The following is a 26,340-nucleotide window of genomic DNA, read 5'->3' as shown; positions in this document are numbered from 1 at the left end:
CTTCAGACTTTCGAATCCTAAAATTTTCAAATTAAGACAATGGGAAAACCAACCGGATTTTTAGAGGTAACAAGAGAAACTCCAAAGAAAAGACCAGTCGCTGAACGTGTTGGCGATTACAAAGAAATAGATATTGATTTTACTACAGAAAAAGTAACAGCACAAGCTAGTCGTTGTATGGACTGTGGCGTTCCTTTCTGTCATAATGGTTGTCCACTAGGCAACATTATCCCAGAATTTAACGATGCAGTATATGACCAAAACTGGGCTTATGCATACGAAATTTTATCTTCAACCAACAACTTCCCTGAGTTTACAGGTCGTATCTGTCCTGCACCATGTGAAGCTGCTTGTGTATTAGGTATCAACAAGCCTCCTGTAACGATCGAATACATCGAGAAATCGATTATCGAATATGCTTTTGGAAATGGCTTAGTAAAACCAAATATTCCTGCAAAAAGAACAGGTAAAAAAGTAGCAGTTATTGGTTCAGGACCTGCTGGTTTGGCTTCTGCTGCTCAATTGAACAAAGCTGGTCACTCAGTTACCGTGTTTGAACGTGCTGATGAAGCTGGTGGACTTTTACGCTACGGTATCCCAGATTTCAAATTAGAGAAATGGGTAGTGCAGCGTCGTGTTGAGGTAATGAAAGAAGAAGGTATCGTTTTCAAAACTTCAACCAATATTGGTGTTGACATCAAAGGTGATGAGTTGTTGGAAGACTTCGATTTGATTATGTTAGCTGGTGGTTCGACAGTTCCAAGAATGTTGCCTATTCCAGGTTCAGACTTGAAAGGAATTTATCCTGCTATGGAATTCTTGTCTCAACAAAACAAGCGTGTAGCTGGTATTGATCGTCAATTTGATCACCGTGGTGCTGCTTACGCAAATGGTGAATTGTTGGCTACTGACAAAAATGTTGTGGTAATCGGTGGTGGTGACACAGGTTCAGACTGTGTTGGTACTTCAAACCGTCACAAAGCGAAGTCTGTGACTCAAGTAGAAGTAATGCCAATGCCTCCTGCTGAGCGTGCTACACAAACACCTTGGCCAAACTGGCCAATGATGTTGCGTACATCTACTTCGCATGAAGAAGGAGCAGATCGTCACTGGTCAATTGCTGTGAAAGAATATGTAGGTGATGGTAATGGTAATTTAAAAGGTATCAAAATTGCTGATATTGCTATGGAAGTTGTTGACGGTAAAGCTCAACAGGTTCATACAAATGAGCGTGAAGTTCCTTGTGAATTAGCCCTTATCGCTGCTGGTTTCTTACATCCTCAACGTGAAGGTCTTTTGGCTCAATTAGAAGAAAAAGGACTTGAGTTTGACGAAAGAGGCAATGTAAAAGCAACGAATTATAAGACTTCGGTTGATAAAGTATTTGCAGCAGGTGATATGCGTCGTGGTCAGTCATTGGTAGTTTGGGCTATCTCTGAAGGTCGTGAAGCAGCTCGTCAAGCAGATATTTATCTTCAAGGTTCTTCTATTCTTGAGGCTAAAGCTGTGTCTACCTTCTCAGTTGTGTAATGATTTCAAGATGAGTGAATTCTGATTGAAAGAATGAGCAATTATCTTTTGATTCTACGATTCACTAGTATATCAGCATTAAAAAAGCGGTCGAAAATTATTTTCGACCGCTTTTTTAATGCTGATATACTAGATATAACTTTGCCTAAGACGCAATCATGGCGTCTCTACTGACTGAATACAAATTTTTATATAATCACTCACTCGCTAAATTCGGGATGACTCATGTTTGGTGACCAGCTACCACAGTACTTTTACGACGGCAATCTCAATAATCAATATCAATAGCTTCAGGCGAAAAAGTTGAAGTATATCCTCGAATAGGAGCGACATTCCCATTATCTCCAAATCCAAAAACTAGGATCTTTTTGTTGGCTTTTTCTGCAACATAAATAAACCCTTTTATATTACGATCATCAATCGCAATGTCTACAGGGTTACCCAAGCCTGTGTTTGAGCCATAAATCGCTCTATTGGCAAGGATTGAGCTATTATTGGTAATCTTAGATACTTTGTCTATAATATAAATACCACCATCTTTATCAAAATTCGTACCTGAAGCATTTCCTATCTCTGTTACAAATAGCATATCCCTTTGCGATGAATAGGCAATGCCATGCAATCGTGCTGTTGCGCCATTGATTTTATAACCATTTATAAAAAATCTGAGACTAGCAGTAACTTTCCCAGCCTCTATACCAGAAGGATTATTATATATTTCTATTCTAAGAGCATTTTTATCCATTACAACAAATAGTCGGTTGTTCTTTTTATCGTAGGTAATTCCCCATGGCTCGCCACTCAATTTAAGTTTTTTTCCTACATATTTTCCATTTAAGGTCGATACTTTTTCATAGACTCTAATTGTACTATCTGTATTGTTGGCGACGAATAGGGCATCATTTGTCTCGTCATAGGCAATTTCTCTTCCGCTCGATAGGGTAGAGTCAATGATGATATTATTGGGTAGCGAGGCTTCAAAAAGAGTAGAAGAATTGGTGTAAAGTCTGATACTTTTTTGTGCGCGACTAACTTGAAATAAAAAATTTTTACTGGCAACAAATAGAACACCATTAGCATCTTGTGCACCGTTGTTTAGTTCAAACTTAGGAACGAGTACCGTAGAGTCTGCCGGCTTGAATAATTGTAGATTTTTTGCGTTGACTGTTGTTTCAGCATTTGAAACGAAGAGCGTAGAAACCTTAAAGATTTCTAGTGGTTGGGCATCAGAATTTTTTAAGCAAGCGCTCAAAAAGATAATACCCCCAAATCCACAAAGTGTGAATAATAGGAATGATTTTTTCATGTTGTAGGCAATTCAAAGTTTTTATGGATTAGATTTTTCAGATATACGTAGACGATAAACTTTTAGATTGAAATATTAAATCTTAGATAAATTTGAAAATGCCTTAAAAAACAACTAGAAGTGGTTTTTAGCTGAAAAAACTTTCAAAAAAAGTGCTTTTGTAATAGTTGTTTTAAGTAATTGTTAATCAGAATTGTATGGTGTATGTTGTGAAAAACTTTCAAGAAAAAGCATTTTTTTTTCATTTTCGACTTGCATCTTAAACAAAAAAAGCCGTACCTTTGCATCACCTAAACACAAGGAAGGTATCTAACGAGATACTTTGAGTGTTAAGGAGAGATGCCTGAGAGGCCGAAAGGAACAGTTTGCTAAACTGTCGTACTGGTAACGGTACCGAGGGTTCGAATCCCTCTCTCTCCGCCACTTTTAAAGTGGAATGGCCAAAAGTTCGGGATGTAGCGTAGTCCGGTATCGCGCCTGCTTTGGGAGCAGGAGGTCGTAGGTTCGAATCCTGCCATCCCGACCATAATTTAGGATTTTGAAGATTGACATAAGTGAATTTTCAGTTCCGTCTGGAATCAGAATCCTTTTTTATTCCGGTTCCGTAGCTCAGCTGGATAGAGCAACTGCCTTCTAAGCAGTAGGTCTCAGGTTCGAATCCTGACGGAATCACACCTGAGAATAAGATGCACAGAAGCGTGAATCTTTTAACAAAATACTTTTCTTATTAATGTTAAATTAATTTAGAAAATTCGGGATGTAGCGTAGTCCGGTATCGCGCCTGCTTTGGGAGCAGGAGGTCGTAGGTTCGAATCCTGCCATCCCGACAAAGCCTAACTCATTGAGTTAGGCTTTTTTGTTTTGTAACAGTTCCCAAACTTTACTTGAAACAAAAGAAGCCAACACAAAAAAGCCTTTCCTTGATACAAGGAAAGGCTTTTTTGTGAGAAATAGTATCTAGTATTAAGCTAATTCAGCCGATTTAAGACCAAGTACATCGTTAGTCCAATGGTTGATTTGGTTAAATAACTCATCGTTACTAATTAGAGACTGACCAAATGAAGGAATCATCGCTTTCAATTTACTTTGCCATTCTTCTGTATGATACTCTTCGTTGAAACAACGTTCCAATAATTTCAACATAATGTCAACGGCTGTAGAAGCACCAGGAGAGGCACCTAATAAGGCCGCAATTGAACCGTCAGAAGCTGCTACAATTTCAGTACCGAATTCAAGTACTCCACCTTTTACAGGGTCTTTCTTGATTACCTGCACGCGTTGTCCAGCTACTAACAATTCCCAATCCTCCATACGTGCGTTCGGGAAGTATTCTTTCAATGCTTCTAAACGATCTTCTGGTGATTGTCTTACTTGTTCAATTAAATATTTAGTCAGGTCAATATTTTGTAAACCTGCTTGCATCATTGGTACTATATTACTCAATTTGATAGAAGAAGGTAAGTCTAATAATGAACCTTCTTTCAAGAAGCGAGTCGTAAAGCCTGCATAAGGACCAAAAAGAAGTTCTTTCTGACCATCGATCATACGAGAGTCTAAGTGTGGAACAGACATTGGAGGAGCACCTACCGCCGCCTTACCATATACTTTCGCATTGTGGCGTTCTACAACTTCAGGATTGTTACACTTTAACCATTGTCCACTTACTGGGAAACCTCCAAAACCTTTACCTTCTTCAATTTTAGATTTCTCTAATAATGGTAAAGCACCACCACCAGCACCAACAAACACAAAACTTGCGTAGATTTTCTTTTTGTTACGCTTTTTGGTAGCAAGGTTATCTAAAGTAATACACCAGTTTCCATCTTCTAATTGCTCTAAATCGGTTACTTCATGCTTCAAACGGATTTTAACACCGTCCATGTTTTTCAAGTGATCGAACAACATACGTGTCAAATTTCCGAAGTTGACATCAGTTCCTGCATCAGTGTAAGTAGCTGCCACAGGTTGATTCTCATCACGACCTTCCATTACCAAAGGAATCCAGTTTTTAATTTCTTCTGGATTTTCGGTATAAACCATATCTTTGAAAACATGGTATTGAGTCAATAAATCAAAACGCTTACGAAGATAGCTTACGTTCTTTTCACCATGAACGAAACTCATGTGAGGTACAGATTGGATAAAATCCTCAGGTGAAAGAATATTTTTTTCGACTAAATATGACCAGAATTGGCGTGAAAGTTGGAATGAATCATAAATTTTTAACGCCTTAGATCCATCAACACTACCGTCTGGTTTTTCAGGAGTATAGTTCAGCTCACATAATGCGGCATGACCTGTACCTGCGTTGTTCCAAGCTTCCGAACTTTCTCCTGCAATCAAATCAAGACGTTCGAAAATAGTAATTTTTAAATCAGGTTGAAGTTCTTTTAACAACACCCCGAGCGTCGCACTCATAACGCCTGCCCCAATCAAAACAACATCTGAATAGTTGGCAGCACTCTTTAATTTTTTACGCATTTCTCACAAAAAAAATTATCTCGTTAGTTATATTATACTTATTCGAATAGGTAACAAAAAATAATCTTAAAATTGCACAATTCCTGTCATATAATAATTACTTTCTTGTTCTCTTTATATTTTTTCTTTATAATAGTCTATTAAATTATGCCTTAAATTTCAAATCTAAGGGCTTTCTAATTTTTTAACATAAAAAGAACAAAAACGGTGCAGATTTACTCAAAAAAATAAAATATGATTTTTCTTAGATTTTATTTACCGCGTTTCTTTCTGAAAATGTCTTGATTGCCAGTGTATTAAGTAACCATTAATAACAGTAAAGTGTTTGGAAAAATTGATGTATTTACAGCTATTTTTATTTAGCATACACACTCAAAAAAGAATATATTATGGGAAATAGCCTGAATTTTCGATGATTTTTCTCTCTCCTTAACTAATTGTATTTTTACAAGATTGTCGATTGTACAAAATTAAGCTTGTTATAACAATGCTACAGGTAGTTTTACTTAGGTTAACATCTGGTAAGAAATAAGTAGGTTCATTCTGAAAAATATCTTTGATTTTTCGCAAAATAGCCTGCGAAAAAAACTATTATTGTATAACTCTATTCTCTCATCAAAAATGTTTAGAAGATCCGAACTGACTATGAAAAAAGTATATCAAGCTGAGTTGCTATTAGAATCGAGCTGTCGATTGGGAGAGGGTCCTGTATGGTGTTCGTCTACCAATGCGATTTATTGGGTTGATATTGAAGGACGAACAATCAACTGGTATTGTTTGAATACTCAAGTACACCATTTTAGTGCTATCTCAAAGCGTATAGGTATGGTGGCGTTGACAAATACGCCTTACAAGGTCCTTTTGGGATTACAGGGTAGTTTATGTTGGTATGACGTCAAAACTAGTTATTTGGAGTTGTGGAAGCCAATGGAGACTCATTTGGTCTATAATAGGTGTAATGATGGACAAATAGACCCTCAAGGGCGATTATGGGTGGGTACTATGCAAATCGAGAATCAGCGAAATGAAGGAAATTTATACTGTATTTCGCCCACAGGAGAGCAAATACACTTGCTGTCTAAGTTAGGAATCTCGAATGGTATGGCATGGAGCCAAGATGGGCAATACTTTTTCTTTATAGATTCACTTAAACGAAATATTAGAAGATTTGAAATAAACGAGCAAAATGCGTTGATATTGACCAAAGAAAAGGTGGTTTATCAATCTCGAAATCGTGATGAGCTACCCGATGGAATGTGTATTGACACTGAGGGTAATTTGTGGGTAGCATTCTGGGGTGGTTTTAGGGTTGCTTGTATTGACTCAAAAACAGGGGAGGAGCTGGCTGAAATAAAACTTCCAGTTCCTAATGTAACTTCTTGTAACTGGATAGGTCCTGATTTTAACGAATTGGTGATTACAACTGCTAGAGAAGGCTTGGATGAGCGAGAACTTTTGACTTATCCTATGAGTGGACACATATTTAGATGCAAGGTAGAAGCGCAAGGGATAGAAACGCGTCGATTTGCGATATAAAAAATAAGGCTAGTCAGTTTTGACTAGCCTTAATACTTTTATTTCAATGGTGGAATTCTAAGCAACTGACCAGGGTAGATCAAATTAGGATCTTTTAACATCGGTTTATTTGCTTCGAAAATCACAGGATATTTCATCATGTCACCGTAGTAATGTTGGGCAATTTTTGATAAAGAATCACCTTTTACTACTTCGTGATACTGTGCTTCTTCTTCTGGTTCGTCTACCGTAAGTTGGTTATCTACAACTTTTACACCTTCAACGTTACCCACAGCTAATGCAATTTTTTCTGCATCTTCTTGTTTGGCAACTTCTCCGATGATTGAAACTGTGTCACCATTTGTACGGATAGTTAATGAGTTGTAGGCAAGACCTAATTGTTTTACGTGTGCTAAAAGAGCACTAGCTCTTAGAGGTTCTACTTCGGCAGCTTTTGCTGGCTCTACTTGAGTGTGGTTTCCGAAAATTTTTTCACCAACACCCTTAAAGAAAGACATAAGTCCCATAGCGGTATAAGTTTGATTTAAGTTTAAATTAATCTACCTCTAAACGTTGAACAAGGCAAGAAGTCACAGGTTTGTGAAATAAAATAATTCAACGTTGTAAGGTCGCCTAAAAATACAAAAAAGGGCTTCCGAAACAAATCAGAACCCCTTTAAATATTAAATAAATTTTAGATTATTTTTTCGCTGAATCAATATCTTTCAATAAAGTTTCAACGGCTACTTTTAATTGATTGTCTGTACCTTTCGAAATCCACTCTGGTTCGTTTTCTACAATAACGTCTGGAACTGCTGGTCCGAGCTCTTGGTTTTTGTCTGTAGTTTTAGTGTACCAACCACGACCTGGAAGACGAACAAAAGAGCCATCCATTAACGATTTTCCACCTGTTGAAATTACAGAACCATTTGTTGGTAAACCTACCAACTTACCAATACCTAATGATTTGTAAGCATGTGAGAAAATTTCAGCATTCGAATAGCTTCCTTCATTACACAAAGCAATTGAAGGTTTTGTCCAAGCTGCATAAACCAAACGCTCTCCAATTGGATAATAATCACGGAATTTCAATTTATCTTTTTCCAAATTTTCACTAGCGCCTCTTGGAATCGTATAGGCGTGTTGTTTGTAGTTCAAAATCGTCATTAAGTAATCAGTTGTCGAACCACCACCATTGTAACGTACATCTATTACGATACCGTCTTTGCCATATCCTGCTGCCGTAAACTCACGCTCAACTACCTCAAAGCTAGGGAAATCCATACTCTTGATATGGATATATCCCAAACGACCGTTAGAGAATTTTTCTACTAACTTTTTGCGATTTTCAACCCACTCATCATAGAGGTTACTACTAATGCTATTGGTTAGACGAACCACAACTTCACGAGTTTTGCCTGTAGCATCATTGACAGAGACAATTACTTTTTCATTAGCCAAACCATTCAACAATTCATAGAAGTTATCAGATTGTCCAACAGGTTGTCCGTTGATTGCTACAATTGTTTCGCCTTCATTAATGATACTTTTTGATTTCGTAACAGGCGTTTCTGGCACAACGTGTGACACTTTCATTCCATTTGCAGTAGGAGTCAACTCTGTACCGAGTAATCCAGTTACTTCTCTTTGAGTTTCGGCACGTTCAGGCGCCGTTAAGCCCATGTGACTAGAGTTTAATTCACCTAAAAGCAAGTTGAACATATCTCTAAAATCACTTGATGTACTAGCATTGATACAACGTTCTTTGTATTTGTCGTGTAATTTCGTCCAGTTATTTCCGTGGAATTGTGGGTCGTAGAAACCATCACGGATTGTACGCCACGCTTCTTCAAATACTTGAGTGCGCTCGCCAGTGTAGTCTACTTTCATTTTGGCACTTACTGGTAATGATTCAGGTAGACCAGCTTTGGTGTCAATACGAGCTAAGCCTCCGCCACCAAAACCGCCCATACGGCTATAATAGATATACTTTCCTTCTTTATCCAAATACAAACCACCAGGGTTGCTACCACCTTTGGTGATTTCTTTTAAATCTTTACCATCCCATTTGATGCTGTACAAGTCACGACCTTTTGCTGAGCTACTGTTGGTTACATAATAGAAGGTTTCACCGTCTTTTGAAATAACAAAATCAGATTCAGAACCAGGGAAGTTGGTCACTTGAACTACACGGTTGTGAATACCATCGAAGTCAATGACGATTGGTTTAACACCTTTTTCTTTTTTATCTGACTTGCCAGCAGCACCTTCAGCAGGAGCAGAGTCTTTTTCTTGCCAGTCTTGCGCTTCTTTTTCCCAGTCTTCTTTTTTCAACCAAACAAACCATATGTCGGCACTACGACCAGAACTACGCTCTGAAACAAAGCCTAGTTTTGAACCATCTCCACTCCAGAAAGGACGTGAATCACGGCGTGGGTGCATAGTTACGTTTACTGCTTTGCCTGTGTTGTCAGAAGCTTTGATGAAAATCTCTTGATTATAATACAAGTCAGTTAAGCTATATGCCAAATATTTGTTGTCAGGGCTCCAAGCGATGTCATTAGGTGATGCCCAGCTATCATTGATAACTTTTTCATTACTCAACTTGCCATCTGCACTAATATCAGCCACTACGAATTTGCCTCTACCACGTACATAAGCAATTTTTTTACCATCGTTCGAAACTACCAAATTGGATTCGTCGTCTGGAGTTGTAGTCAACTGTGTAATTTTATGCTTCAATGTCTTGAAGATATTCTTTTCCGAAGCATCTGCTGACTGTACCATGAACATTTCGAAGTTACCACCTGTACGGTCACTTGTGAAAAGTAGGGTAGAGTCATTTAACCAAGCAGGTTCAATATCACGGAAAGCGTGAGAAGAAACGTTGATGCTACGAGCTTTTTCTTTATCAGCTTCTTTGACAAAAATTTCGCCACGGATTCCATAAGCTAATAATTTACCATTAGGCGACACCTTGAAATCTTCAACACCAGAAGTAAATGTTTTACTTTCTGAAGCATCAAATCTATCGTCGGCATTGATGGTAACATTGATTTTTTGGATAGAACCATTTGCCACTTTGTAAGTGTAAAGATTCATATCTTGTTCAAAAACAATGGTATTGCCGTCTGTAGAGATATTGATATGGCGGATAGATTCATCTTTGAAGTTGGTCAACTTTTTAGGACTTCCTTCTGCTTTACCATCGTTAGAAATTTTCAACTGGTAAAGGTTGTATGCTCCATCAACACTGCTCAAGAAATAGAGCGTATTGTTTTTTCCCCATTGAGGCATTACGTCGTTGGTAGCAAACAAAGGAAGTTTATTATAGCTTTTTGATTTTGTGTCAAAAATCCATATCTCACGATTTGAGCTACCAGTGTATGCTTGACGAGCCACAGGGTTGATGTCACCACGAACCAAAGCCACAAAACGTCCATCTGGCGAAGCTGTTGGCTCAAATCCAAGAACATCTAACATTCTTGATTCAGTACCTCCTTTTGGAGAAATAGCATATACTTCAGAAGGGCGCTCGATTTGACGGAATTCACGAGAAGTTGAAAATAGAATTTTGTCTGCCTGCGTCCAGCTAGCGATATTGTCTTGGCTTGAATGGAAAGTTAAACGTTTTGGCATTCCGCCAGTGGTAGGCATGATAAAGATATCATTGTTGCCGAATCTTGCACCAGAGAAAGCGATTTGTTTACCATCTGGGCTAAAGGTTGGATTACTCTCATAAGCCTCATGAATGGTCAAGCGAGTAGCTTGTCCACCAGTGCTTGGTACTGTCCAAATATCGCCTTGGTATGAGAACGCTACTACAGAGCCATCATTGTTGATACTCGGATGACGCAAAAGCAGGGATTGCTGTGCTTGCGTCGCCGATGCTCCTAGTAATGAAAATAGTAATAGGAAGGTCTTTTTCATAAATTACACAAAAGGTTTGTTGAATTTTGTATCTAAATAAGTAATATTTAGCCTAAAATATAAATAATTGAGTAACTATTCGCCCAATGGGCTGATTGTAGAGACATATCACTACTGGTGTAAATAAGAGGATATAGATGCGCTTTAAAACAAAACGCACTCGAAAAATGATTTCCAAGTGCGTTGGTTTGTCTTATCCATTCTGCTTTTCGTAAGCTAAAAACAATTCTTGTAAGTGCTTTGTGACTGACTCTGTTTGTCCATTGTTGAAAACCACTTCATCAGTTTGAGCAATAGGAACAATACGTTTGGTACTTCCTGTGGTAAATACCTCATCGGCTTGTAGATATTCTTCAAAACTAACATCCCGTTCTTCTACCTTATAATATTGAGAAGCCAACTTGATAACGTGTTTTCGGGTTACACCAAACAAGGCTCCATCTTTTGGCGTGGCAATGGTGTTATTTTTGACAATAAATATATTACTTCTCGAAGACTCCGAAATAATCCCATCGCGATAATAAAGTACATCATCGGCTTGTTGGGCACGAAGCTGAGGTTGAATTCTAATCGGGACGATGTAGTTAAGCGTCTTAATTTCAGGAATTTCACGCTTATACTCCAAACTTAAGAGTTTCATTCCTTTATCTGGATTTTTAAACTCAAAAGGTTTGGCAGTGACAATAAGATTAGAGGTTTCGGCAGGAAGATAACCATCCGTAGAAAAACCGCCTGTCAATATCATTTTGATACCCAATAAGGGAAGAGAATGACGTTGAATACTTTCTAAGATAATAGCTCGAAGTTGGTCGCGAGTAGCAGGAATGGGAAGTCCCATCAAACGAGCTGAGTTTTCAAAACGATCTAAATGGTCTTCCAAGAAAATGGCTTTGCCATCAATAGCTCTAAAAAAATCAAAAATTCCATATCCTCTTACTAATCCTAGGTCTGAAACATGGATTTTAGCATCTTCAGCCTTTACAAAGGCATTATTCAAATAAATAAACTCTTGCATGAATTGGGTGATTATTGTTACTCTTCTATTTTTCTTACCGAAACTTCTGCCTTAAATATAGATTGAGCATTGCCTCTAAAAGTACCATGAATCGGTGAAATCAAATTGGGCATTGCAGATGTAGCTAAAGGAATATGACGTCCCGAAACCAGACAGTTTTGGGTAGGGTCGTAGCCTCTCCAGCCACCGCCAGGCAAATACACATTGACCCATGCGTGAAGATATTGAGGTTGATTAGGATCACTAAAATAATAGCCACTCACAAATTTGGAAGCAATACCCAACGCTCTACACATTGCCATGAATAACACCGAATAGTCGCGACAAGAGCCTCTGCGCTCTAATAAGGTTTTTTCGGGTGAATAGGCATCGCCTTCTTCTCGAATTTCGTAGGCAAAAGAATGGATAAATTTGTTGAGCTCAGAAAGAAAACTGCTGGTGTCCCAATTAACAGTTGCTGCAATCTGACGAGCAGTTTGATCCACTAACGTAGTTACCCCTTTTCGACTTAGATATGATTGTAAAGAATCGTTTAAATCGTTGGCATATTTAATGGGCAATTTACTCGACTCAAAAGGATGATAGATAAACGAGTAGGGATTAAACTCTGTGACTTCAATGATAGACTCGGCCTTGATACTAAGCTGGCGAGTACTGCTATTAAAGAATACGATATGTTGAATATTATCAGCCGAGTCGACATTTTTCGAAATAAAGTCGGGCGTTGGCGAAATTTGTAAGGAATATTGGTCAACCTTGAGATAGGGCCCTTGCTTGGGATGCAGATACAGGTAGTGTGGTTCGAGTCGAACATCATTACTATAATCATACAGCAAAGTGTGGGTAATCGCTAGTTTCATAAGATTGTTTGATGAAAAGAATCGACAATAATTTAGTGGGCTTATTTAGCAAGAAAAGAGTAAAATACAAGAAAGTCCAGATTCAAGTATTTTACTCTTTTTCAACATTTGTTCTATGAAATGGTTTTACTGTTCTTGCGAAATCAAGGATTTATCCATGATATTTTGTACCCAACCATCGTTTAGGTTATTCATCGATTCTTTCAACAAGCTCGTCCATTGCTTGCTGATGCTTTCCATTTCTTCTTTTTCAAGACGATGCTCGATTAAATGGAAACTATTTTTTTGATACACAATTACATCAATCGGATAATCTACATCTGTTGCGCTAACCTGAGTGGCATCAAACGACAAGAAGCCTAATTTAATAGCATCTTCTAACGACGTTTCATAAGTAAGTCCACGGTTCAATAATGGTTTACCATAATTGGAATTACCGATGATTTGAAAGCGAAGGCCTTCATTGATTTCAATCCAGTTTCCTTCAGGAAAGACCAAAAACAATTTATGCTCGTCATCTTTAGACATTTGTCCACCAATGATAGAATGAAGATTGAAATTATAACCTTCCGACTTCAACATTTCTTTATCTTCTTTGGCTACTTTGCGCAACATATCTCCAAAAGCATTTACTGCTTCGAACATATAGTCGAAAGTTACCCCTTGTTCTTCGGTCATTCTATTAAAATAGGTAATAGATTTGTCACGTACCGAACGCAGACCCGCTGTCATGATGAACAAAGAGTGTTTCCCAACCTCATGTACTGATACTTTTTTGTTTGAGTACATTTCTGTTCCCGCAGTGATTCTGGTATCAGCAATTGCCACTAGTCCGCCTCGGACCTTAATTCCTAAACAGTATGTCATTTGATTTGTAGTGATAAACATTGTTACAACTTTCTGCAACGAATGTTTTGTGGTTAAATATGTCTCAAATTTTCCTCAAAAGCCTTCGAATGGGTATCATAAAAGTGTCGAATTGTGAATACAGAAAGGTAGTGTTAAGTTTTTGATAATGAATCAAATAACTTTGTCAAAAGATTCCGATTTTAATAATTCTATGATTTTATCTATAAAGACATAATACAAAATGCAACACCAATATCTTATGTGAACTTTTTAGTAAACAAGAAGGTATTTTATTGATTTACAGATGTATAATGAGAAGCCATTTCCTTAAAAGCATTACAAAGATAAAAAAACTTGAGACTAAGCACTAATACTCGGTTGTATTATTCGCTTACGACAGGCTTTAAGTCGAAGTAGGTTTCGAAAATTGCACGACCAACACCGTTGTTTTTGGTTTGGAATTCATCAAGATATTGGTGCAAGCCCTTTTCAAAAATATCATCAATTTCCGTAAATTCTACTTCAGAACGCAAACGGCTAATAGCTTTTTCTGCCTCATTAGAATAACCATTTGTAACCGAAGTGCCAGAGATTTCGTATAGAGATAACTCGGCTTGACGTAAACAATGCATCACAGAGCGAGGAAAGCGTTTATCCAACAACAAGAATTCAACAATTTTGGTAGGGTTCATTACTGGATATTGCTGACGGAACATATTATAGGCACTTACCGAACGTAGTACCGCCGACCATAACATCAAGTCGAGAGGCGAACCGATAGACTCGATACTTGGCAATAAGGTAAAATATTTTACATCCAAAAAGCGAGTAGTTTTATCAGTACGTTCAATTAAGCGACCCAAGCGACCAAAATGCCAGCCTTCGCCACGTGTAATGGTAGAGTCTACAATACCATAAAACAATTGACTACCAGTTTTGATATTTTCCAAAAAACCTTGATACTGAGATAGCTCCCAAGATTTACTTTCGTGCGTGGCATTTTTGACAGTCCAATAAATCTGATTAACATACTCCCACATTTCTTTGGAGATACTCTCACGAATAGTACGAGCATTTTCACGGGCATTGAGCAAACATGAAAGAATAGAGTTCGGATTACGAACATCAAATGTCATGAAATAAAGAATATTTTCACGTGTAGGTTCGTCGTAATGCTCCTGAAAAATAAAGTGGTCGGCAGTAGCAATGATTAAAGGTTCCCATTGTTCGGGTACATTGGGAGGCAAGTCAAGCGCCAAGTTGAAGTTTACAGAAATAAAACGGGCATAATTGTCGGCACGCTCAATGTAGCGATTCATCCAATAGATAGAATTAGCAACTCGACTTAGCATAAGTTTCTAGGATTAAGTTGGAAAATTGTTTTTGATTAAAAGCTCATGGAACCTTTAAGTATAAATGCTTAATTATTTTATGAGTTATTGAATCACCCAAATAAAATTAAGTTATTTTTGGAAAAAACCAATGTTTATGAAATAAAAAACTGCAAAATGCCGAATAAATAAATTTTAATTTGGACATACCAGATAATAATTTAGATTATTTGGTTGTTATGAACATTCCACGAAATTTTTGCAGTAATTTTTTACTGATTTACTTGATTATTATTCTGAAAATTCACGTAATTGCAAAAGAATATTGACAAACGCTTAATGTTCACTTTAATATAACCTTTTCTAAATTATATGATAAACACTTTCTCAACAACTCAATTCGCTCTGGATGAGTACAAATACTTGTTGTACTCCCGAATAGGAGTATTGCTTCTCCTCAACTGTATTGCGGTGTATTTATTCAATCATTAGACTTTTTGGCAAGTTAACTTTAATCTTTCTCAATTCTTCAACTCAAATGAATAACTCTTCATCTGATTGTTAGCGCTAACACACTCCTTCATGTAGGCTTGATAAATTAACGATGAATAGTATCAGCTTACTATAAAGAGAAATATTTATCCAAAATAAAATTATCTACTTTTAACATCTATTTTCTATGCCAAGATTTAATTTTTATCAACAACTTGATAAAATGGACTGTGGCCCTACCTGTTTACGTATGATAGCTAAACACTATGGATTAAGTCTTAGTATTCAAAGGCTTCGAGATTCTTCTGGATTTAATAGAGGTGGAGTTTCCTTATTGGGTATTTCGGAGGCTGCTGAAAGTGTGGGCTTTAGAACTATTGCCGTAAAAATTCCTCTTGATAAACTAATTAAAGATGTTCCTCTGCCATGTATAATTCATTGGCAACAAAATCATTTTGTGGTTTTTGTAAAAGCGCAATCTAACACTATTTTGTTAGCAGATCCAGCTACAGGTCTTCGGAAAATCTCAAAAAAGGATTTTTGTAAATATTGGGCTACTACACAAGAAGAAGGTCAGCCTGTTGGTGTTGCGTTATTGTTAGAACCAACACCTGCATTTTATGAACAAGAAGACGATAAAAAGCAAGGTTTAGATTTTAGGTACCTTCTTAAATACCTTTGGTCTTATAAAAAACTATTGATACAATTAGCTATTGGTTTGTTGGTGGGTAGTGGTTTTCAATTAGTTTTTCCTTTCCTTACACAGTCTATAGTTGATGTTGGTATTCAAACACGTAATCTAAACTTTATCTATGTTATGCTGGCGGCACAATTGATGCTTTTTGCCAGTAGAACTGTTGTTGAATTTATCCGTTCATGGATATTACTGCATATTAGTATTCGTATCAATCTCTCAATCCTTTCCGATTTTCTGATAAAACTGATGAAATTGCCCATGTCATTTTTTGATACAAAAATGTTTGGCGACATCATGCAACGAATTGGTGACCATAGTCGTATAGAACAGTTTATGACAGGTCAAACAATAAATACTCTTTTCTCTATGGTCAACCTACTGATTTTTGGTTGTGTATTGGCTTTGTATAGTTTGTCTATCTTTTCCATCTTTATGATTGGGTCTGGTTTGTATGCTTGTTGGGTGGTACTTTTTTTGAAAGAAAGACGCAAATTAGATTTCAAAATGTTTGATGTAGCTGCCAAAAATCAAGGCTCATTGGTGCAATTGATTCAAGGAATGCAAGAAATAAAGTTAGCCAATGCAGAACACCTCAAACGTTGGGAATGGGAACGTATTCAAACTAGAATATTTCAATTTCAAACAAAAGGATTAGCTTTAAATCAGTACCAACAAGCAGGAGCTTTTTTCTTAAACGAAGGGAAAAATATCTTAATCACTTTTTTCTCTGCCAAAGCGGTCGTTGATGGTCAGATAACTTTAGGGACAATGCTGGCAGTACAATATATTATCGGGCAACTAAATGCACCAATTGAGGCACTCATCCAATTTGTACAAGCAGCCCAAAGTGCTAAAATTAGTTTAGAACGATTGAATGAAATCCACGAATTAGATGATGAGGAGAAAAAAGAGAAAATTACCTACCAACCTAGTGGTAAGCATCATGCAGGTATTTCTATCAAAAATTTAAGTTTTACATATCCTGGAGCGGGTAATGATCCTGTTTTAAAAAATATCAATTTAGAAATTCCTGAAGGAAAAGTAACTGCTATCGTTGGGACAAGTGGAAGTGGGAAAACAACATTATTGAAATTATTATTGAAGTTTTATGACTTAAAGGGCGAAGTCAAAATAGGAAATGTTCTTTTTGATAGTTATAACGCAAGAGATTGGCGGGGTAGGTGTGGTATTGTAATGCAAGATGGTTTTATTTTTTCAGATACTATTGCTCGAAATATTGCTTTGGGTGACGAACAGCCAAATCTTGAAAAACTATACAATGCTTGTGAAGTGGCAAATATTTTAGATTTTATCGAAAGCCTCCCATTAGGCTTTAATACCAAAATTGGTTCAGAAGGTAATGGTATAAGTCAAGGTCAAAAACAACGCTTATTGATTGCTAGAGCTGTCTATAAAGACCCACAGTATCTATTTTTTGATGAGGCAACTAACGCTTTGGATGCAAATAACGAAAAAATCATTTTAGAAAACTTAAACTCTTTTTTCAAAGGAAAAACTGTTATTGTAGTGGCTCATCGATTGAGTACTGTCAAAAACGCTGATCAAATTATCGTTTTACACAAGGGTGAGATTTCCGAGATTGGCACTCATGAAAATCTAACTTCAAAACGTGGGGAGTATTTTAACTTAGTCAAAAATCAATTGGAGTTAGGAAACTAATCCATTTTAATACACTTATCATGAAATTTTGATGTATGGAAAGTAATATCCAAACACCCAAGCTTAATATAAATGGAGCTATAGGCTCTACAAAGACCTTGGTAAGACCTTCTCTTGAACTACGTTCGGAAGAGATTAACGACATATTATCAAAACGTCCTGCTTTTATTATTCGTTTTGGTTTAACGATTATTGCATTAATAGGCATATTGAGTATTATCACTTCGTGGTATATCAAATATCCAGAAGTGATTAAGGGTAATGCAATAATTACAACTGAGATAGAACCCTTGAAGGTAATATCAAAGTCTTCGGGTAGACTACAAAAAATATTAGTCAAGCCAGAACAATGGATAAATCAAGGAGACTATATTGCAGAAATAGAAAATACCACACGTTTAGAAAATATTCCTGTATTACAAACTTTGATTCATCAAGCAGAACGCTATTTAACGAATAATACCAATAAAATTCTTTTTCCTTTACATACCATCACATTCGGAGATCTACAATCGGAATATAATATTTTACTTAAAAACTACGAAGAATCTGAAAGACTTCTCAATGATGCTATTTATCTCCAAAGAAAAAAAATATTGATACAACAGATTATTGGCTACAAAAAATTGGTAGAAATTAATCAAAAACAAGTAGAAATAAATAAAGAGGAATTTAGAAATGTTGAAACCAAATATTTGGCTGACAAGAAGATGTACAATGAGAAAGTCTACGGTAAACTTGAATTTCTAGGTTTTGAAAATGCTTTTTTACAAAAGAAAAAAGAGAATGAAAACTATGCGAAAGTTTTAGTAGAAAATAGCTTGACTCTGTCTGAAAAAGAAAAACAATTATACGAACTAGACTTTGAATACATCCAAAAGACCAGAATTTTTCATGATAATATTGGTCAGTCTATTCAAAACATTGATAATCTTATAGCAAGTTGGAAACAAAACTATATTATTACGGCTCCTTCAAGTGGTTACCTTGCTTTTTTAAGGAATTTGACAGAGAATCAAGTGGTTCATACTAATGACACCTTAATGTCAGTATTACCTCAAAAGCAACATTATATTGGGTACGCAAATGTACCATCACAAAACTTTGGAAAGGTGAAAATTGGGCAGAAAGTAATCATTAAACTATCAAACTACCCGTCAGAAGAGTATGGAAGTATTTATGGAACTATTCAAGATATTTCATCAAGTACTTCAAACAGCCGATACCGCATAAAAATACAATTGCCACATCAGTTAAAAACAAACTTCAATAAAAGCATAAACTTCCGCTCTGAAATGATGGCAAGTGCCGAAATTGTAACGGAAGATTTAAGATTACTGGAACGTTTTTTTTATAGCCTTCGAAAAATATTTGTAGATTAATTAATAGCTGATGAACTAACTAAGGTTTTATGACACCTTGCTTCAGGCCATTAAATTAATAAAAAAACTCTTTGCCGTATTATTGACGAAACGGCAAAGAGTTTTTTTAAGAGTAAAGGCTTGACGCTTTTATATTTTTTAACTATGTGACAGTCCAGGTATTTTGGGATCTGGAGGTACAGGAATTGGTGTTGGCCATGGAATTGGATAATATGGAGGATCAGAGTATCGTCCTCCTGGAATATTTCCTGATGGATCATAATATGGACTATCCCAAGTAAATCCATCCCCGTTGTAAGAACCCCACCATCCATTATCGCCACCAGCAATTTGCTGCATTTGTTTTGTGTCTAAAACAAGCATTTCTGCTTCTATTTCTGCTATTTTTCTCATTTAATTAAAGATTTTAGAATTTGAAAATATGTAAAACAATAATAATAAATACATGAAAATAATCTAAATCATATTGAATTAAGTATTCAGATATAGTTACTGTTATTTATTATCAATAAACTTAAATAAATAAAAAATTACCTCAAAAAATATTACATAAACTGTTAAAAATATAGTGTGAATGCCTATGAAATGATGATTAATGGTAAAATATACTATTAAAATAGAGCTCATAAATCTAAAATTGTAAATGATACAAAAACAAATAAATTATTGTTTGGTACAACGCATTTCCATATCTTAAATGTTATGCCAAAATGGGATTTTATTGACTTGAAAACTGGTGTTAGAACTCGCTACGATGCAAGCAATAACGTGCCTTCTCAGAAGTATTTTGATCAATACAATTTGATTACTTTTAATGGTCGTTATTCAAATGTTACTTACGACGGTTCTCAGTTCAGCCAGCTAGGAACTACCTTCCAAGCAAGTTTGAATGTGAAGTTCTAAACATAGATAATTTGGTAGCCATCTGTGAAAGCAGATGGCTTTTTTGTTTCAAAGACAGAAAACAGAAGAAGAAACTGCAAAAAGGGGCTTTTAGTCTTTTTTTTATGCGATTTTGTCGCATACTATATGAAAGTTCACTGTATATACATATTTTTGCTACTGATTCTATTGCAATAATCACAAGAACAAAACAATGTCCGTTACAAAAAAAATACTCGCTGCGCTCTTGATGGGAGCGGGCTTGTTAATATGCTCAACAAATGAAGCTGACGCCCAATACGGCGGCGGTTATGGTGGTGGATACGGCGGTGGCTATGGAGGTCGTCGATTTGGTAGCGGTATTCCGCAGGCTGGTCAAGGCGAAGAACGAAAGAGAGATAATACTCCAGACCCAGAAAAAATTGCAGAGGAAGAAACTCGTTGGATGACTAAGAAATTGAGTTTGAACGAGGATCAACAAATGAAAGTCGAGGATATCAATATCAAATATGCTTTCCAACGATTGGACATGTATGAGGCGATAAAAAAGGCTACAAACAACGGAACAACTCCTCCTTCAGAAGAAACACGAATTAAACTTCGTGAGCAAATGCAAAAAATGAAGGCTGATAAAGATAATGATTTTAAAGCCGTTTTGACCCCAGAGCAATATGAGATATATCTCAAAAAGCGTAAAGACTAGGTCACGGCAAAAGACTTTTTGATTGAGAAGTTTAAAGAGGTTTATACAGCAAAGTCACTCCTAAATTAGGAGTGACTTTCTTTTTGTACTCGTTACAAACTTTCCGACAAAAATCTTCTGAAATCGGTTTTGTTTTCGGACCAGATTTTTTCAAATACTTGTATTTTATCTCTAAGTTCTACCAAATCATCAAACAGTACTCGATCGCCAGCGGGATTACCTTTTACTTTTTCTCCCAACTCGTTATCAGTAATTTGTAACTCATGCGATAACTCATCGTTTACTTCGTCTTGTCTGATAAAAATACTTTCAAAGTGGCCTACTTTCATTTTGATTTCCTGAGCGGTATTTTGTGCTGAAACAGAAGCAAGTTGGTCTTGAAATGTTTTTAACTCATCTTTTACAAAATTTACTTTGCTTTTCCACTCATTAATTTCTGTGTGCAACTCGGTAATATGTTTTTTGCTACTCATGGTTTAAAATGGTTTTTGGGTACAATGATGCGAATGTTAAGTCTGAATAGAATTCAGTTTTATGAAGATCTGAGATGTTTTTGATTAATAGTAAGCGAATCTTCTAAGGCAAAGTTGTATCTATTTTGAGATTGGAGGTATGAGAACGGTCAGCAAAAATGCCAACCTTACTCAGTTATGGTGATACCATAGAAATGGATAATATCATAACAAAGTCCTATTATAGAATAAAAAATTGGAGAAGTTAGCAAAAGGATAGTCGAATGGTATTAAGTTGTTTATCAAATTGTTAAAATTGCTTTTTTAGGTAACTTGCAGATAATCTGTCAGTGGAAGTTCTCTTAATTTACTTATATTTGTACTAAAAGTCCCCAATTGCCGTTTACAAGAAAATATCAAATCAAATAAATTTTTTATGAAGCATTTAGCCCTTGTCCTTGTAGGATTGTTATTAGTTGTCTCATCTAGTTGTAAAAAGAATAACGTTTCTACAAAAACCAACACTGAAAAATTGACTGCCAAAGTATGGATGGTTTCCGAAGTTTCTTCAACAGGAGGCTTGGTAGTGGTGTACAAAAGAGATTTGGCCAGCAATGGATATGATTTATCAAAAGTGCGTTTAGAATTCCTGTCAAACGGAACAATTCGTGGCGTAGATAACAACGGAAATACCTCGACAAGTGGTACTTGGAAGTTTGTGAACAACGAAACTCAAATTGAAATTTCAGGAATCAACTTCGCCGGAATTAACTTTGGTACTATTACGGTAACTCGTTTGGAAGACGCTAATTTCGACTTTACAGGTACTGCATCAATTCCTCAATTGGGTATTCCTTCCACTGACGCAACAGTGAAAATGATTCCAGCCAACTAATATTTAGTGAGTTAGTGATTTGTCATAGAGTGATTATTTTATCACTTATTCATTCTCCCAATTAAAAATCCCCACAGAACAAAATTTATTTGTCCTGTGGGGATTTTTAATTGGGAGAAGGCGACTTTCAAGCACCTTCTTTTAATATGGTAAAAACTGTTTTAAATAGTTTCTTGCTGTCAAAATAGCTTTTTCAATATCAGTACTTGAACCTTCGTAAGCTTTATCTTCTACTTCAATAACAATTGGTCCACGGTATCTAACATCGTTGAGTGCCGAAATGAATTTTCCCCAGTTAATATCTCCAAGACCTGGGAGTTTCGGAGAATGGTATTCCAACGGATTTGCCATGATTCCAACTCTGTCCAGTTTTTCTTTATATACTTTGGCGTCTTTCAAGTGAATATGATGTAAGCGCTCAGTATAATCATAGATTGGGCGACAATAGTCCATTTGTTGCCATAACAAGTGCGAAGGGTCATAGTTTAACCCTAGTGTTTCCGAAGGAATAATGTTAAACATTTTATCCCAAATGGCAGGAGTTGTTGCAAGATTCTTTCCGCCTGGCCATTCGTCGTCCGTAAAAAACATTGGACAGTTTTCGATCCCAATTTTTACACCATTGTCTTCTGCTAGCTTGACAATTTCTGGCCATACTTCTTTGTATTTGTCAAGGTTGTAAGCAACACTTTTTGAAATATCTCTTCCAATGAAAGTATTCACCACAGGAACTCCCAATTGTGCTGCTGCCAAGATGATTTTCTTGATATGATCTTGAAAAAACTTCGCTTGCGTTTCGTTGGCATCCAGAGGGTTGGGATAATACCCTAAGCCCGAAATATAGATTCCTTTAGAGGCTACGTATTCTTTGATATATGCAATTTTCTCAGGAGTCAAAGACTCTACGTCGATGTGTGTAACTCCAGCATAACGACGAGCATCGGCGTTTCCTGCTGGCCAACACATAATTTCGATACATTTAAAGCCGTTGGCAGCCACAAAGTCTATGGCCTGCTCGAAGGTATTATCTGCTAAAATGGCACTTACAATTCCTAAATCTAACATGTTTTTGGAGGTTTTATCTTAGTTTTTTATTTGGATGTTTTATAAAAGGGTTTTACAAATTTTTCTTTTTTAATTCATTCACTGCAAAATTCACAGCTCTTGCGGTGAGAGCCATAAAGGTCAACGAAGGGTTTTGATTACCAACCGAAGTCATCGCTGCCCCATCTGTTACAAATACATTTTTGCAATGATGTAGCTGATTATGAGCATTGAGCATTGATGTTTTAGGGTCTTTTCCCATACGTACGCCACCCATTTCATGAATGTCCAGCCCAGGAGATTGTTTGGTATCGTACATGAAAATATCTTTTATGCCTGATTTTTCCAATATTTCACTGGCTTGTTGGTGAAAATCTTGAACCATTTTGGTATCGTTAGGCTCGTGGTAATCTATCGATGTTACTAATTGTGGAATTCCCCAAGCATCTTTGAGCTCGGTTGAAAGACGCACATGATTTTGTTCTTGCGGGACAGTTTCGCCTTGCATCATGATAAATACACCCCATGGACCGACTTCAGTTGATTCTCTTTTAAAATCTGACCCAAATGCATCCGAATGAATCTCTCGATTCCAGCCAGTGCGATAAGCCGAAAAGGCAACCATATAGCCACGGAGAAAATCCGTTTCTTGTTTGCGCAAGTTTCTGAAAGATGGCATAAAGGCTGTAGTCGGGCGTCTGCCCAGATAGTACTCTTTTTCAAAACCTTCATACGTGCCACCACCAGCACCACGATAGTTATGGAAGGCTACATATTTTCCAAGCAAACCGCTATCGTTGCCTAAGCCATTTGGGAAGCGATTCGAGGTTGAATTTAATAGAATCAGGTTAGTATTTAAACAAGCAGCATTGACAAAGATTATTTTAGCATAAAACTCCGTCATTTCCTTGGTTTGAGTATCTATGACTCGCACGCCTGACGCTTTTTGTCTTTTCTCATCATAAATAATTGAATGAACAACAGAGTGAGGTCGTAAGGTGAGATTGCCAGTTTTGGCTGCCCAAGGTAGGGTGGAGGAATTACTGCTAAAATACCCACCATACGGACAACCTCTGTAACACAAGTGTCGAGCTTGACACTGACCTCTGCCTTGTTTCAAGTGAATTTCTTTAGGCTGTGTCAAGTGAGCACATCGTCCAATGATTACCTGACGGTCACTGTAGCTTTGTTTTACTCTTTGTTGAATATGTTTTTCAAGACAATTAAGCTCCCAAGGAGGTAAAAACTCTCCATCGGGAAGGCTATCGATACCGTCTTTATTACCACTGATTCCTACAAATTTTTCGACCTTGCTATACCAAGGGGCTAAATCTTTGTGACGGATAGGCCAATCTACCGCAAAACCGTCACGGGCAGGTCCTTCAAACTCAAAATCACTCCATCGTTGCGTTTGCCGAGCCCAAATCAGAGACTTTCCGCCAACTTGATAGCCACGAATCCAATCAAAGGGTTTTTCTTGAACATACGGATGTTCGTGGTCTTTGACAAAAAAGTGTGATGTAGCTTCATCATAGGCATAGCAACGTTTGACAATAGGGTCTTTTTCTTGTTCTGCCAACGGAATTCTACCATGATGAGGCATATCCCAAGGATTGTACATCGCCGTTGGGTAATCTTCGATATGCTTAACATCTCGACCCCGCTCTAGGACGAGTGTTTTGAGACCAGCCTCACAAAGTTCTTTTGCTGCCCAGCCGCCACTGATACCTGAGCCAATGACAATAGCGTCGTAGGTTCTTGTTTTGTTGGAAGTAATATTCAAATTCATCTTTTTGAAAATTGGGAGTTTGTTTTCATGTTTTGTAAAAATGGGGTAGAGTGAAATGTTGACCTACATAAAGACGCTTAAATACAAAAAAGGAATAGCTTTTTCATTCCTGAATTTAAGCTATTCCTTCTATAAAATGTTGTGGGGCTATGAGGTAAATAGATTGATTATTTATCTAGAAAGCCTTTTATATGAGCAATCATTTGCTCCGACTGACAAGAGGTTGACATGTGTCCACAATTTCCTTCCAACAAAACCAACGGACACTTGAGTATTTTTGAAAGTTGGATAGCAGCTAATGGGTTGACCATTTGATCTTCTGGAGCCACCAATATCATGACTTTTGCTTTTACCAAAGGTGCTATTTCTTGAGGTGTTTTGCCTTGATAAATATCTTGCTGGAGCATGGCGCGTAATTGTGCTGCCCAGTCATAAGCATTGAGCGTTTGAGCTTCTTTTTCTAGTTTACCAATCAATTCTGGATAAGTAGTTGTTGGCGTATTTTGCGCTCTATAGGAAGGTGTCCAGAGGTGCATTTGATGTAGGGCATTTACCGAAGCCATAGCTTCAGGACTATAATTTCCTCTTTCAATCAGATTTAATTGAAGGTTCCAGAACAGTTTATCATAGCTACTTTGTTGTGGTGAACCAATAATCGGAACAATCTTGTCCATGTACTCTGGATAGCTGAGCATCCATTGAAAGGTTTGCATGCCACCCATAGAGATGCCAGTTACTGCGTATAGATGAGATAGTTTGAGATGTTCGCTACTCAATTTATAACTTGCCGTAACCATATCTCGAATATTGAAAGTCGGGAAAAGTTGATTTTTTTGCGAAGTGCTATTTGACGGCGAGGACGATACACCGTTGCCAAGGGCATCTACTATGATTACAAAATATTTGGTACTATCTACAAAACTTTTAGGATCGGCGACAAAGGATTTTTGCTGACTATTACCTGTAAACCAAGTAGGGACCAATACGGCGTTGGATTTACTTGCATTGAGTTTGCCAAAAGTGCGATAACCGATTTTACAATCTTTGATGACTTGTCTATTTTCTAGTTTGAAATCGCCAAGTTGATAAAATTTTTGTTGAGCTGTAGCCCAATTCGCAAGCCCACATAATAGTAGGAAGAGGATTTTTTTCATAGTTGGGAAAAGAAGTTATTGGTTAGTTGTATATCAGTTATTGGATATGCGCTTATAATCAGAGAGTTATGGTAAAAGTGTATCTCGAAAATACAATTAAGTAATCGTGCAGAACAAGATTTAAGTTATGTGCTTAGGCAAAAGGCAGCAGGAACAAGGCAAAGATTGTTAAATTGTTTTTAGTAACGATAGATATGTATTTGCCGAATGCCCATAGCTGAAAGCTAAAGAAAACAAAGAGATTTTTATTAAATTATAAAGACTTTTTGCCTAATGCCTACGGCTTACAGCCTATAGCCTAGCACTTAAATCTAGCTAAATGAAAAATTTAACTCACAATTCACTAAATAAAA

Annotated in this window: 20 protein-coding genes and 4 tRNA genes; 11 read left to right on the top strand and 13 right to left on the bottom strand. The window is 36.8% G+C overall.

The window, feature by feature from the left end; translation table 11 throughout:
• Positions 1-39 precede the first annotated feature (39 nt).
• The gene (locus tag QM481_RS01830; RefSeq protein ID WP_283380432.1) at positions 40-1,530 is read left to right on the top strand and encodes a glutamate synthase subunit beta; all 1,491 of its coding nucleotides are present in this window, start codon (positions 40-42) and stop codon (positions 1,528-1,530) included.
• Positions 1,531-1,798: 268 nt separating this feature from the next.
• Here QM481_RS01830 and QM481_RS01825 read toward each other — a convergent pair whose 3' ends face one another.
• Entirely contained in the window at positions 1,799-2,836 is a 1,038-nt protein-coding gene (locus QM481_RS01825; RefSeq protein ID WP_283380431.1) for an NHL repeat-containing protein, read from the bottom strand.
• Positions 2,837-3,169: 333 nt separating this feature from the next.
• Between QM481_RS01825 and QM481_RS01820 the strand changes: the two genes are divergently transcribed.
• The 4 genes from QM481_RS01820 to QM481_RS01805 all read left to right on the top strand — a co-directional run bounded on the left by QM481_RS01820 (position 3,170) and on the right by QM481_RS01805 (position 3,663).
• Positions 3,170-3,259 (top strand) — tRNA-Ser (locus tag QM481_RS01820).
• A gap of 26 nt (positions 3,260-3,285) precedes the next feature.
• Positions 3,286-3,362, top strand: a tRNA-Pro gene (locus QM481_RS01815).
• A 72-nt stretch (positions 3,363-3,434) separates the two neighbouring features.
• A tRNA-Arg gene (locus QM481_RS01810) sits at positions 3,435-3,508 on the top strand.
• 81 nt (positions 3,509-3,589) lie between these two features.
• Positions 3,590-3,663 (top strand) — tRNA-Pro (locus QM481_RS01805).
• A gap of 136 nt (positions 3,664-3,799) precedes the next feature.
• Here QM481_RS01805 and QM481_RS01800 read toward each other — a convergent pair.
• Complete coding sequence (locus QM481_RS01800) at positions 3,800-5,317, bottom strand: malate:quinone oxidoreductase (protein ID WP_283380430.1); 1,518 nt, start codon at positions 5,315-5,317, stop codon at positions 3,800-3,802.
• A 645-nt stretch (positions 5,318-5,962) separates the two neighbouring features.
• On the opposite strand from QM481_RS01800, the gene QM481_RS01795 reads away from it, so the two are divergent.
• Positions 5,963-6,853 (top strand): SMP-30/gluconolactonase/LRE family protein, encoded by an 891-nt coding sequence (locus tag QM481_RS01795; RefSeq protein ID WP_283380429.1) that lies wholly within the window; start codon positions 5,963-5,965, stop codon positions 6,851-6,853.
• Positions 6,854-6,891: 38 nt separating this feature from the next.
• Here the strand turns inward: QM481_RS01795 and lysM are convergent, their stop codons facing one another.
• From lysM to QM481_RS01765, 6 genes are all read right to left on the bottom strand, one after another.
• Positions 6,892-7,359, bottom strand: a complete 468-nt coding sequence (gene lysM, locus QM481_RS01790) for a peptidoglycan-binding protein LysM (protein ID WP_095163495.1) — start codon at positions 7,357-7,359, stop codon at positions 6,892-6,894.
• Between the two features lie 172 nt (positions 7,360-7,531).
• Positions 7,532-10,762: a S41 family peptidase gene (locus QM481_RS01785; RefSeq protein ID WP_283380428.1), complete on the bottom strand. Its 3,231-nt coding sequence runs from the start codon at positions 10,760-10,762 to the stop codon at positions 7,532-7,534.
• A 193-nt stretch (positions 10,763-10,955) separates the two neighbouring features.
• The gene (locus QM481_RS01780; RefSeq protein WP_283380427.1) at positions 10,956-11,777 is read right to left on the bottom strand and encodes an aminotransferase class IV; all 822 of its coding nucleotides are present in this window, start codon (positions 11,775-11,777) and stop codon (positions 10,956-10,958) included.
• A gap of 17 nt (positions 11,778-11,794) precedes the next feature.
• Positions 11,795-12,637: a transglutaminase family protein gene (locus QM481_RS01775; protein WP_283380426.1), complete on the bottom strand. Its 843-nt coding sequence runs from the start codon at positions 12,635-12,637 to the stop codon at positions 11,795-11,797.
• A gap of 126 nt (positions 12,638-12,763) precedes the next feature.
• Positions 12,764-13,504: a proteasome-type protease gene (locus tag QM481_RS01770; protein WP_283380425.1), complete on the bottom strand. Its 741-nt coding sequence runs from the start codon at positions 13,502-13,504 to the stop codon at positions 12,764-12,766.
• A 365-nt stretch (positions 13,505-13,869) separates the two neighbouring features.
• Complete coding sequence (locus QM481_RS01765; RefSeq protein ID WP_283380424.1) at positions 13,870-14,838, bottom strand: alpha-E domain-containing protein; 969 nt, start codon at positions 14,836-14,838, stop codon at positions 13,870-13,872.
• Between the two features lie 658 nt (positions 14,839-15,496).
• Here QM481_RS01765 and QM481_RS01760 point away from each other — a divergent pair.
• Both QM481_RS01760 and QM481_RS01755 read left to right on the top strand, forming a co-directional pair.
• Positions 15,497-17,686 carry a peptidase domain-containing ABC transporter gene (locus QM481_RS01760; protein ID WP_283380423.1) on the top strand — a complete coding sequence of 730 codons (2,190 nt, stop codon included), beginning with the start codon at positions 15,497-15,499 and terminating at the stop codon, positions 17,684-17,686.
• Between the two features lie 35 nt (positions 17,687-17,721).
• Positions 17,722-19,068, top strand: a complete 1,347-nt coding sequence (locus tag QM481_RS01755) for an HlyD family secretion protein (protein ID WP_283380422.1) — start codon at positions 17,722-17,724, stop codon at positions 19,066-19,068.
• Between the two features lie 138 nt (positions 19,069-19,206).
• On the opposite strand, the gene QM481_RS01750 is transcribed toward QM481_RS01755, so the two are convergent.
• Positions 19,207-19,461 carry a hypothetical protein gene (locus QM481_RS01750; RefSeq protein WP_283380421.1) on the bottom strand — a complete coding sequence of 85 codons (255 nt, stop codon included), beginning with the start codon at positions 19,459-19,461 and terminating at the stop codon, positions 19,207-19,209.
• A gap of 309 nt (positions 19,462-19,770) precedes the next feature.
• On the opposite strand from QM481_RS01750, the gene QM481_RS01745 reads away from it, so the two are divergent.
• Both QM481_RS01745 and QM481_RS01740 read left to right on the top strand, forming a co-directional pair.
• Positions 19,771-19,971 (top strand): hypothetical protein, encoded by a 201-nt coding sequence (locus QM481_RS01745; protein WP_283380420.1) that lies wholly within the window; start codon positions 19,771-19,773, stop codon positions 19,969-19,971.
• Between the two features lie 193 nt (positions 19,972-20,164).
• The gene (locus QM481_RS01740) at positions 20,165-20,653 is read left to right on the top strand and encodes a DUF4890 domain-containing protein (protein WP_166552900.1); all 489 of its coding nucleotides are present in this window, start codon (positions 20,165-20,167) and stop codon (positions 20,651-20,653) included.
• Positions 20,654-20,745: 92 nt separating this feature from the next.
• On the opposite strand, the gene QM481_RS01735 is transcribed toward QM481_RS01740, so the two are convergent.
• Positions 20,746-21,126, bottom strand: a complete 381-nt coding sequence (locus QM481_RS01735; protein WP_283330369.1) for a hypothetical protein — start codon at positions 21,124-21,126, stop codon at positions 20,746-20,748.
• Positions 21,127-21,541: 415 nt separating this feature from the next.
• On the opposite strand from QM481_RS01735, the gene QM481_RS01730 reads away from it, so the two are divergent.
• Entirely contained in the window at positions 21,542-22,000 is a 459-nt protein-coding gene (locus QM481_RS01730) for a hypothetical protein (RefSeq protein WP_166552898.1), read from the top strand.
• 141 nt (positions 22,001-22,141) lie between these two features.
• Here QM481_RS01730 and QM481_RS01725 read toward each other — a convergent pair whose 3' ends face one another.
• The 3 genes from QM481_RS01725 to QM481_RS01715 all read right to left on the bottom strand — a co-directional run bounded on the left by QM481_RS01725 (position 22,142) and on the right by QM481_RS01715 (position 25,987).
• A complete protein-coding gene (locus tag QM481_RS01725) occupies positions 22,142-23,065 on the bottom strand; it encodes a sugar phosphate isomerase/epimerase family protein (RefSeq protein ID WP_283380419.1) in 924 nt (307 codons plus the stop codon).
• Between the two features lie 52 nt (positions 23,066-23,117).
• Entirely contained in the window at positions 23,118-24,833 is a 1,716-nt protein-coding gene (locus tag QM481_RS01720; RefSeq protein ID WP_283380418.1) for a GMC oxidoreductase, read from the bottom strand.
• 167 nt (positions 24,834-25,000) lie between these two features.
• Positions 25,001-25,987, bottom strand: a complete 987-nt coding sequence (locus tag QM481_RS01715; RefSeq protein WP_283380417.1) for an alpha/beta hydrolase — start codon at positions 25,985-25,987, stop codon at positions 25,001-25,003.
• Positions 25,988-26,340 lie beyond the last annotated feature (353 nt).

This window comes from Flectobacillus rivi (genome assembly GCF_030056655.1).
Classification (GTDB): domain Bacteria; phylum Bacteroidota; class Bacteroidia; order Cytophagales; family Spirosomataceae; genus Flectobacillus; species Flectobacillus rivi.
Note: the sequence above shows the minus strand (reverse complement) of the source record. Positions and strands in the feature narration are given on the sequence as shown.

Excerpts from the sequence above, each read along its gene's own strand:
- QM481_RS01830 (WP_283380432.1), top strand. The coding sequence starts at position 40 with ATGGGAAAACCAACCGGATTTTTAGAGGTAACAAGAGAAACTCCAAAG.
- QM481_RS01825 (WP_283380431.1), bottom strand. The coding sequence starts at position 2,836 with ATGAAAAAATCATTCCTATTATTCACACTTTGTGGATTTGGGGGTATT.
- QM481_RS01800 (WP_283380430.1), bottom strand. The coding sequence starts at position 5,317 with ATGCGTAAAAAATTAAAGAGTGCTGCCAACTATTCAGATGTTGTTTTG.
- QM481_RS01795 (WP_283380429.1), top strand. The coding sequence starts at position 5,963 with ATGAAAAAAGTATATCAAGCTGAGTTGCTATTAGAATCGAGCTGTCGA.
- lysM (WP_095163495.1), bottom strand. The coding sequence starts at position 7,359 with ATGGGACTTATGTCTTTCTTTAAGGGTGTTGGTGAAAAAATTTTCGGA.
- QM481_RS01785 (WP_283380428.1), bottom strand. The coding sequence starts at position 10,762 with ATGAAAAAGACCTTCCTATTACTATTTTCATTACTAGGAGCATCGGCG.
- QM481_RS01780 (WP_283380427.1), bottom strand. The coding sequence starts at position 11,777 with ATGCAAGAGTTTATTTATTTGAATAATGCCTTTGTAAAGGCTGAAGAT.
- QM481_RS01775 (WP_283380426.1), bottom strand. The coding sequence starts at position 12,637 with ATGAAACTAGCGATTACCCACACTTTGCTGTATGATTATAGTAATGAT.
- QM481_RS01770 (WP_283380425.1), bottom strand. The coding sequence starts at position 13,504 with ATGACATACTGTTTAGGAATTAAGGTCCGAGGCGGACTAGTGGCAATT.
- QM481_RS01765 (WP_283380424.1), bottom strand. The coding sequence starts at position 14,838 with ATGCTAAGTCGAGTTGCTAATTCTATCTATTGGATGAATCGCTACATT.
- QM481_RS01760 (WP_283380423.1), top strand. The coding sequence starts at position 15,497 with ATGCCAAGATTTAATTTTTATCAACAACTTGATAAAATGGACTGTGGC.
- QM481_RS01755 (WP_283380422.1), top strand. The coding sequence starts at position 17,722 with ATGGAAAGTAATATCCAAACACCCAAGCTTAATATAAATGGAGCTATA.
- QM481_RS01750 (WP_283380421.1), bottom strand. The coding sequence starts at position 19,461 with ATGAGAAAAATAGCAGAAATAGAAGCAGAAATGCTTGTTTTAGACACA.
- QM481_RS01745 (WP_283380420.1), top strand. The coding sequence starts at position 19,771 with ATGCCAAAATGGGATTTTATTGACTTGAAAACTGGTGTTAGAACTCGC.
- QM481_RS01740 (WP_166552900.1), top strand. The coding sequence starts at position 20,165 with ATGTCCGTTACAAAAAAAATACTCGCTGCGCTCTTGATGGGAGCGGGC.
- QM481_RS01735 (WP_283330369.1), bottom strand. The coding sequence starts at position 21,126 with ATGAGTAGCAAAAAACATATTACCGAGTTGCACACAGAAATTAATGAG.
- QM481_RS01730 (WP_166552898.1), top strand. The coding sequence starts at position 21,542 with ATGAAGCATTTAGCCCTTGTCCTTGTAGGATTGTTATTAGTTGTCTCA.
- QM481_RS01725 (WP_283380419.1), bottom strand. The coding sequence starts at position 23,065 with ATGTTAGATTTAGGAATTGTAAGTGCCATTTTAGCAGATAATACCTTC.
- QM481_RS01720 (WP_283380418.1), bottom strand. The coding sequence starts at position 24,833 with ATGAATTTGAATATTACTTCCAACAAAACAAGAACCTACGACGCTATT.
- QM481_RS01715 (WP_283380417.1), bottom strand. The coding sequence starts at position 25,987 with ATGAAAAAAATCCTCTTCCTACTATTATGTGGGCTTGCGAATTGGGCT.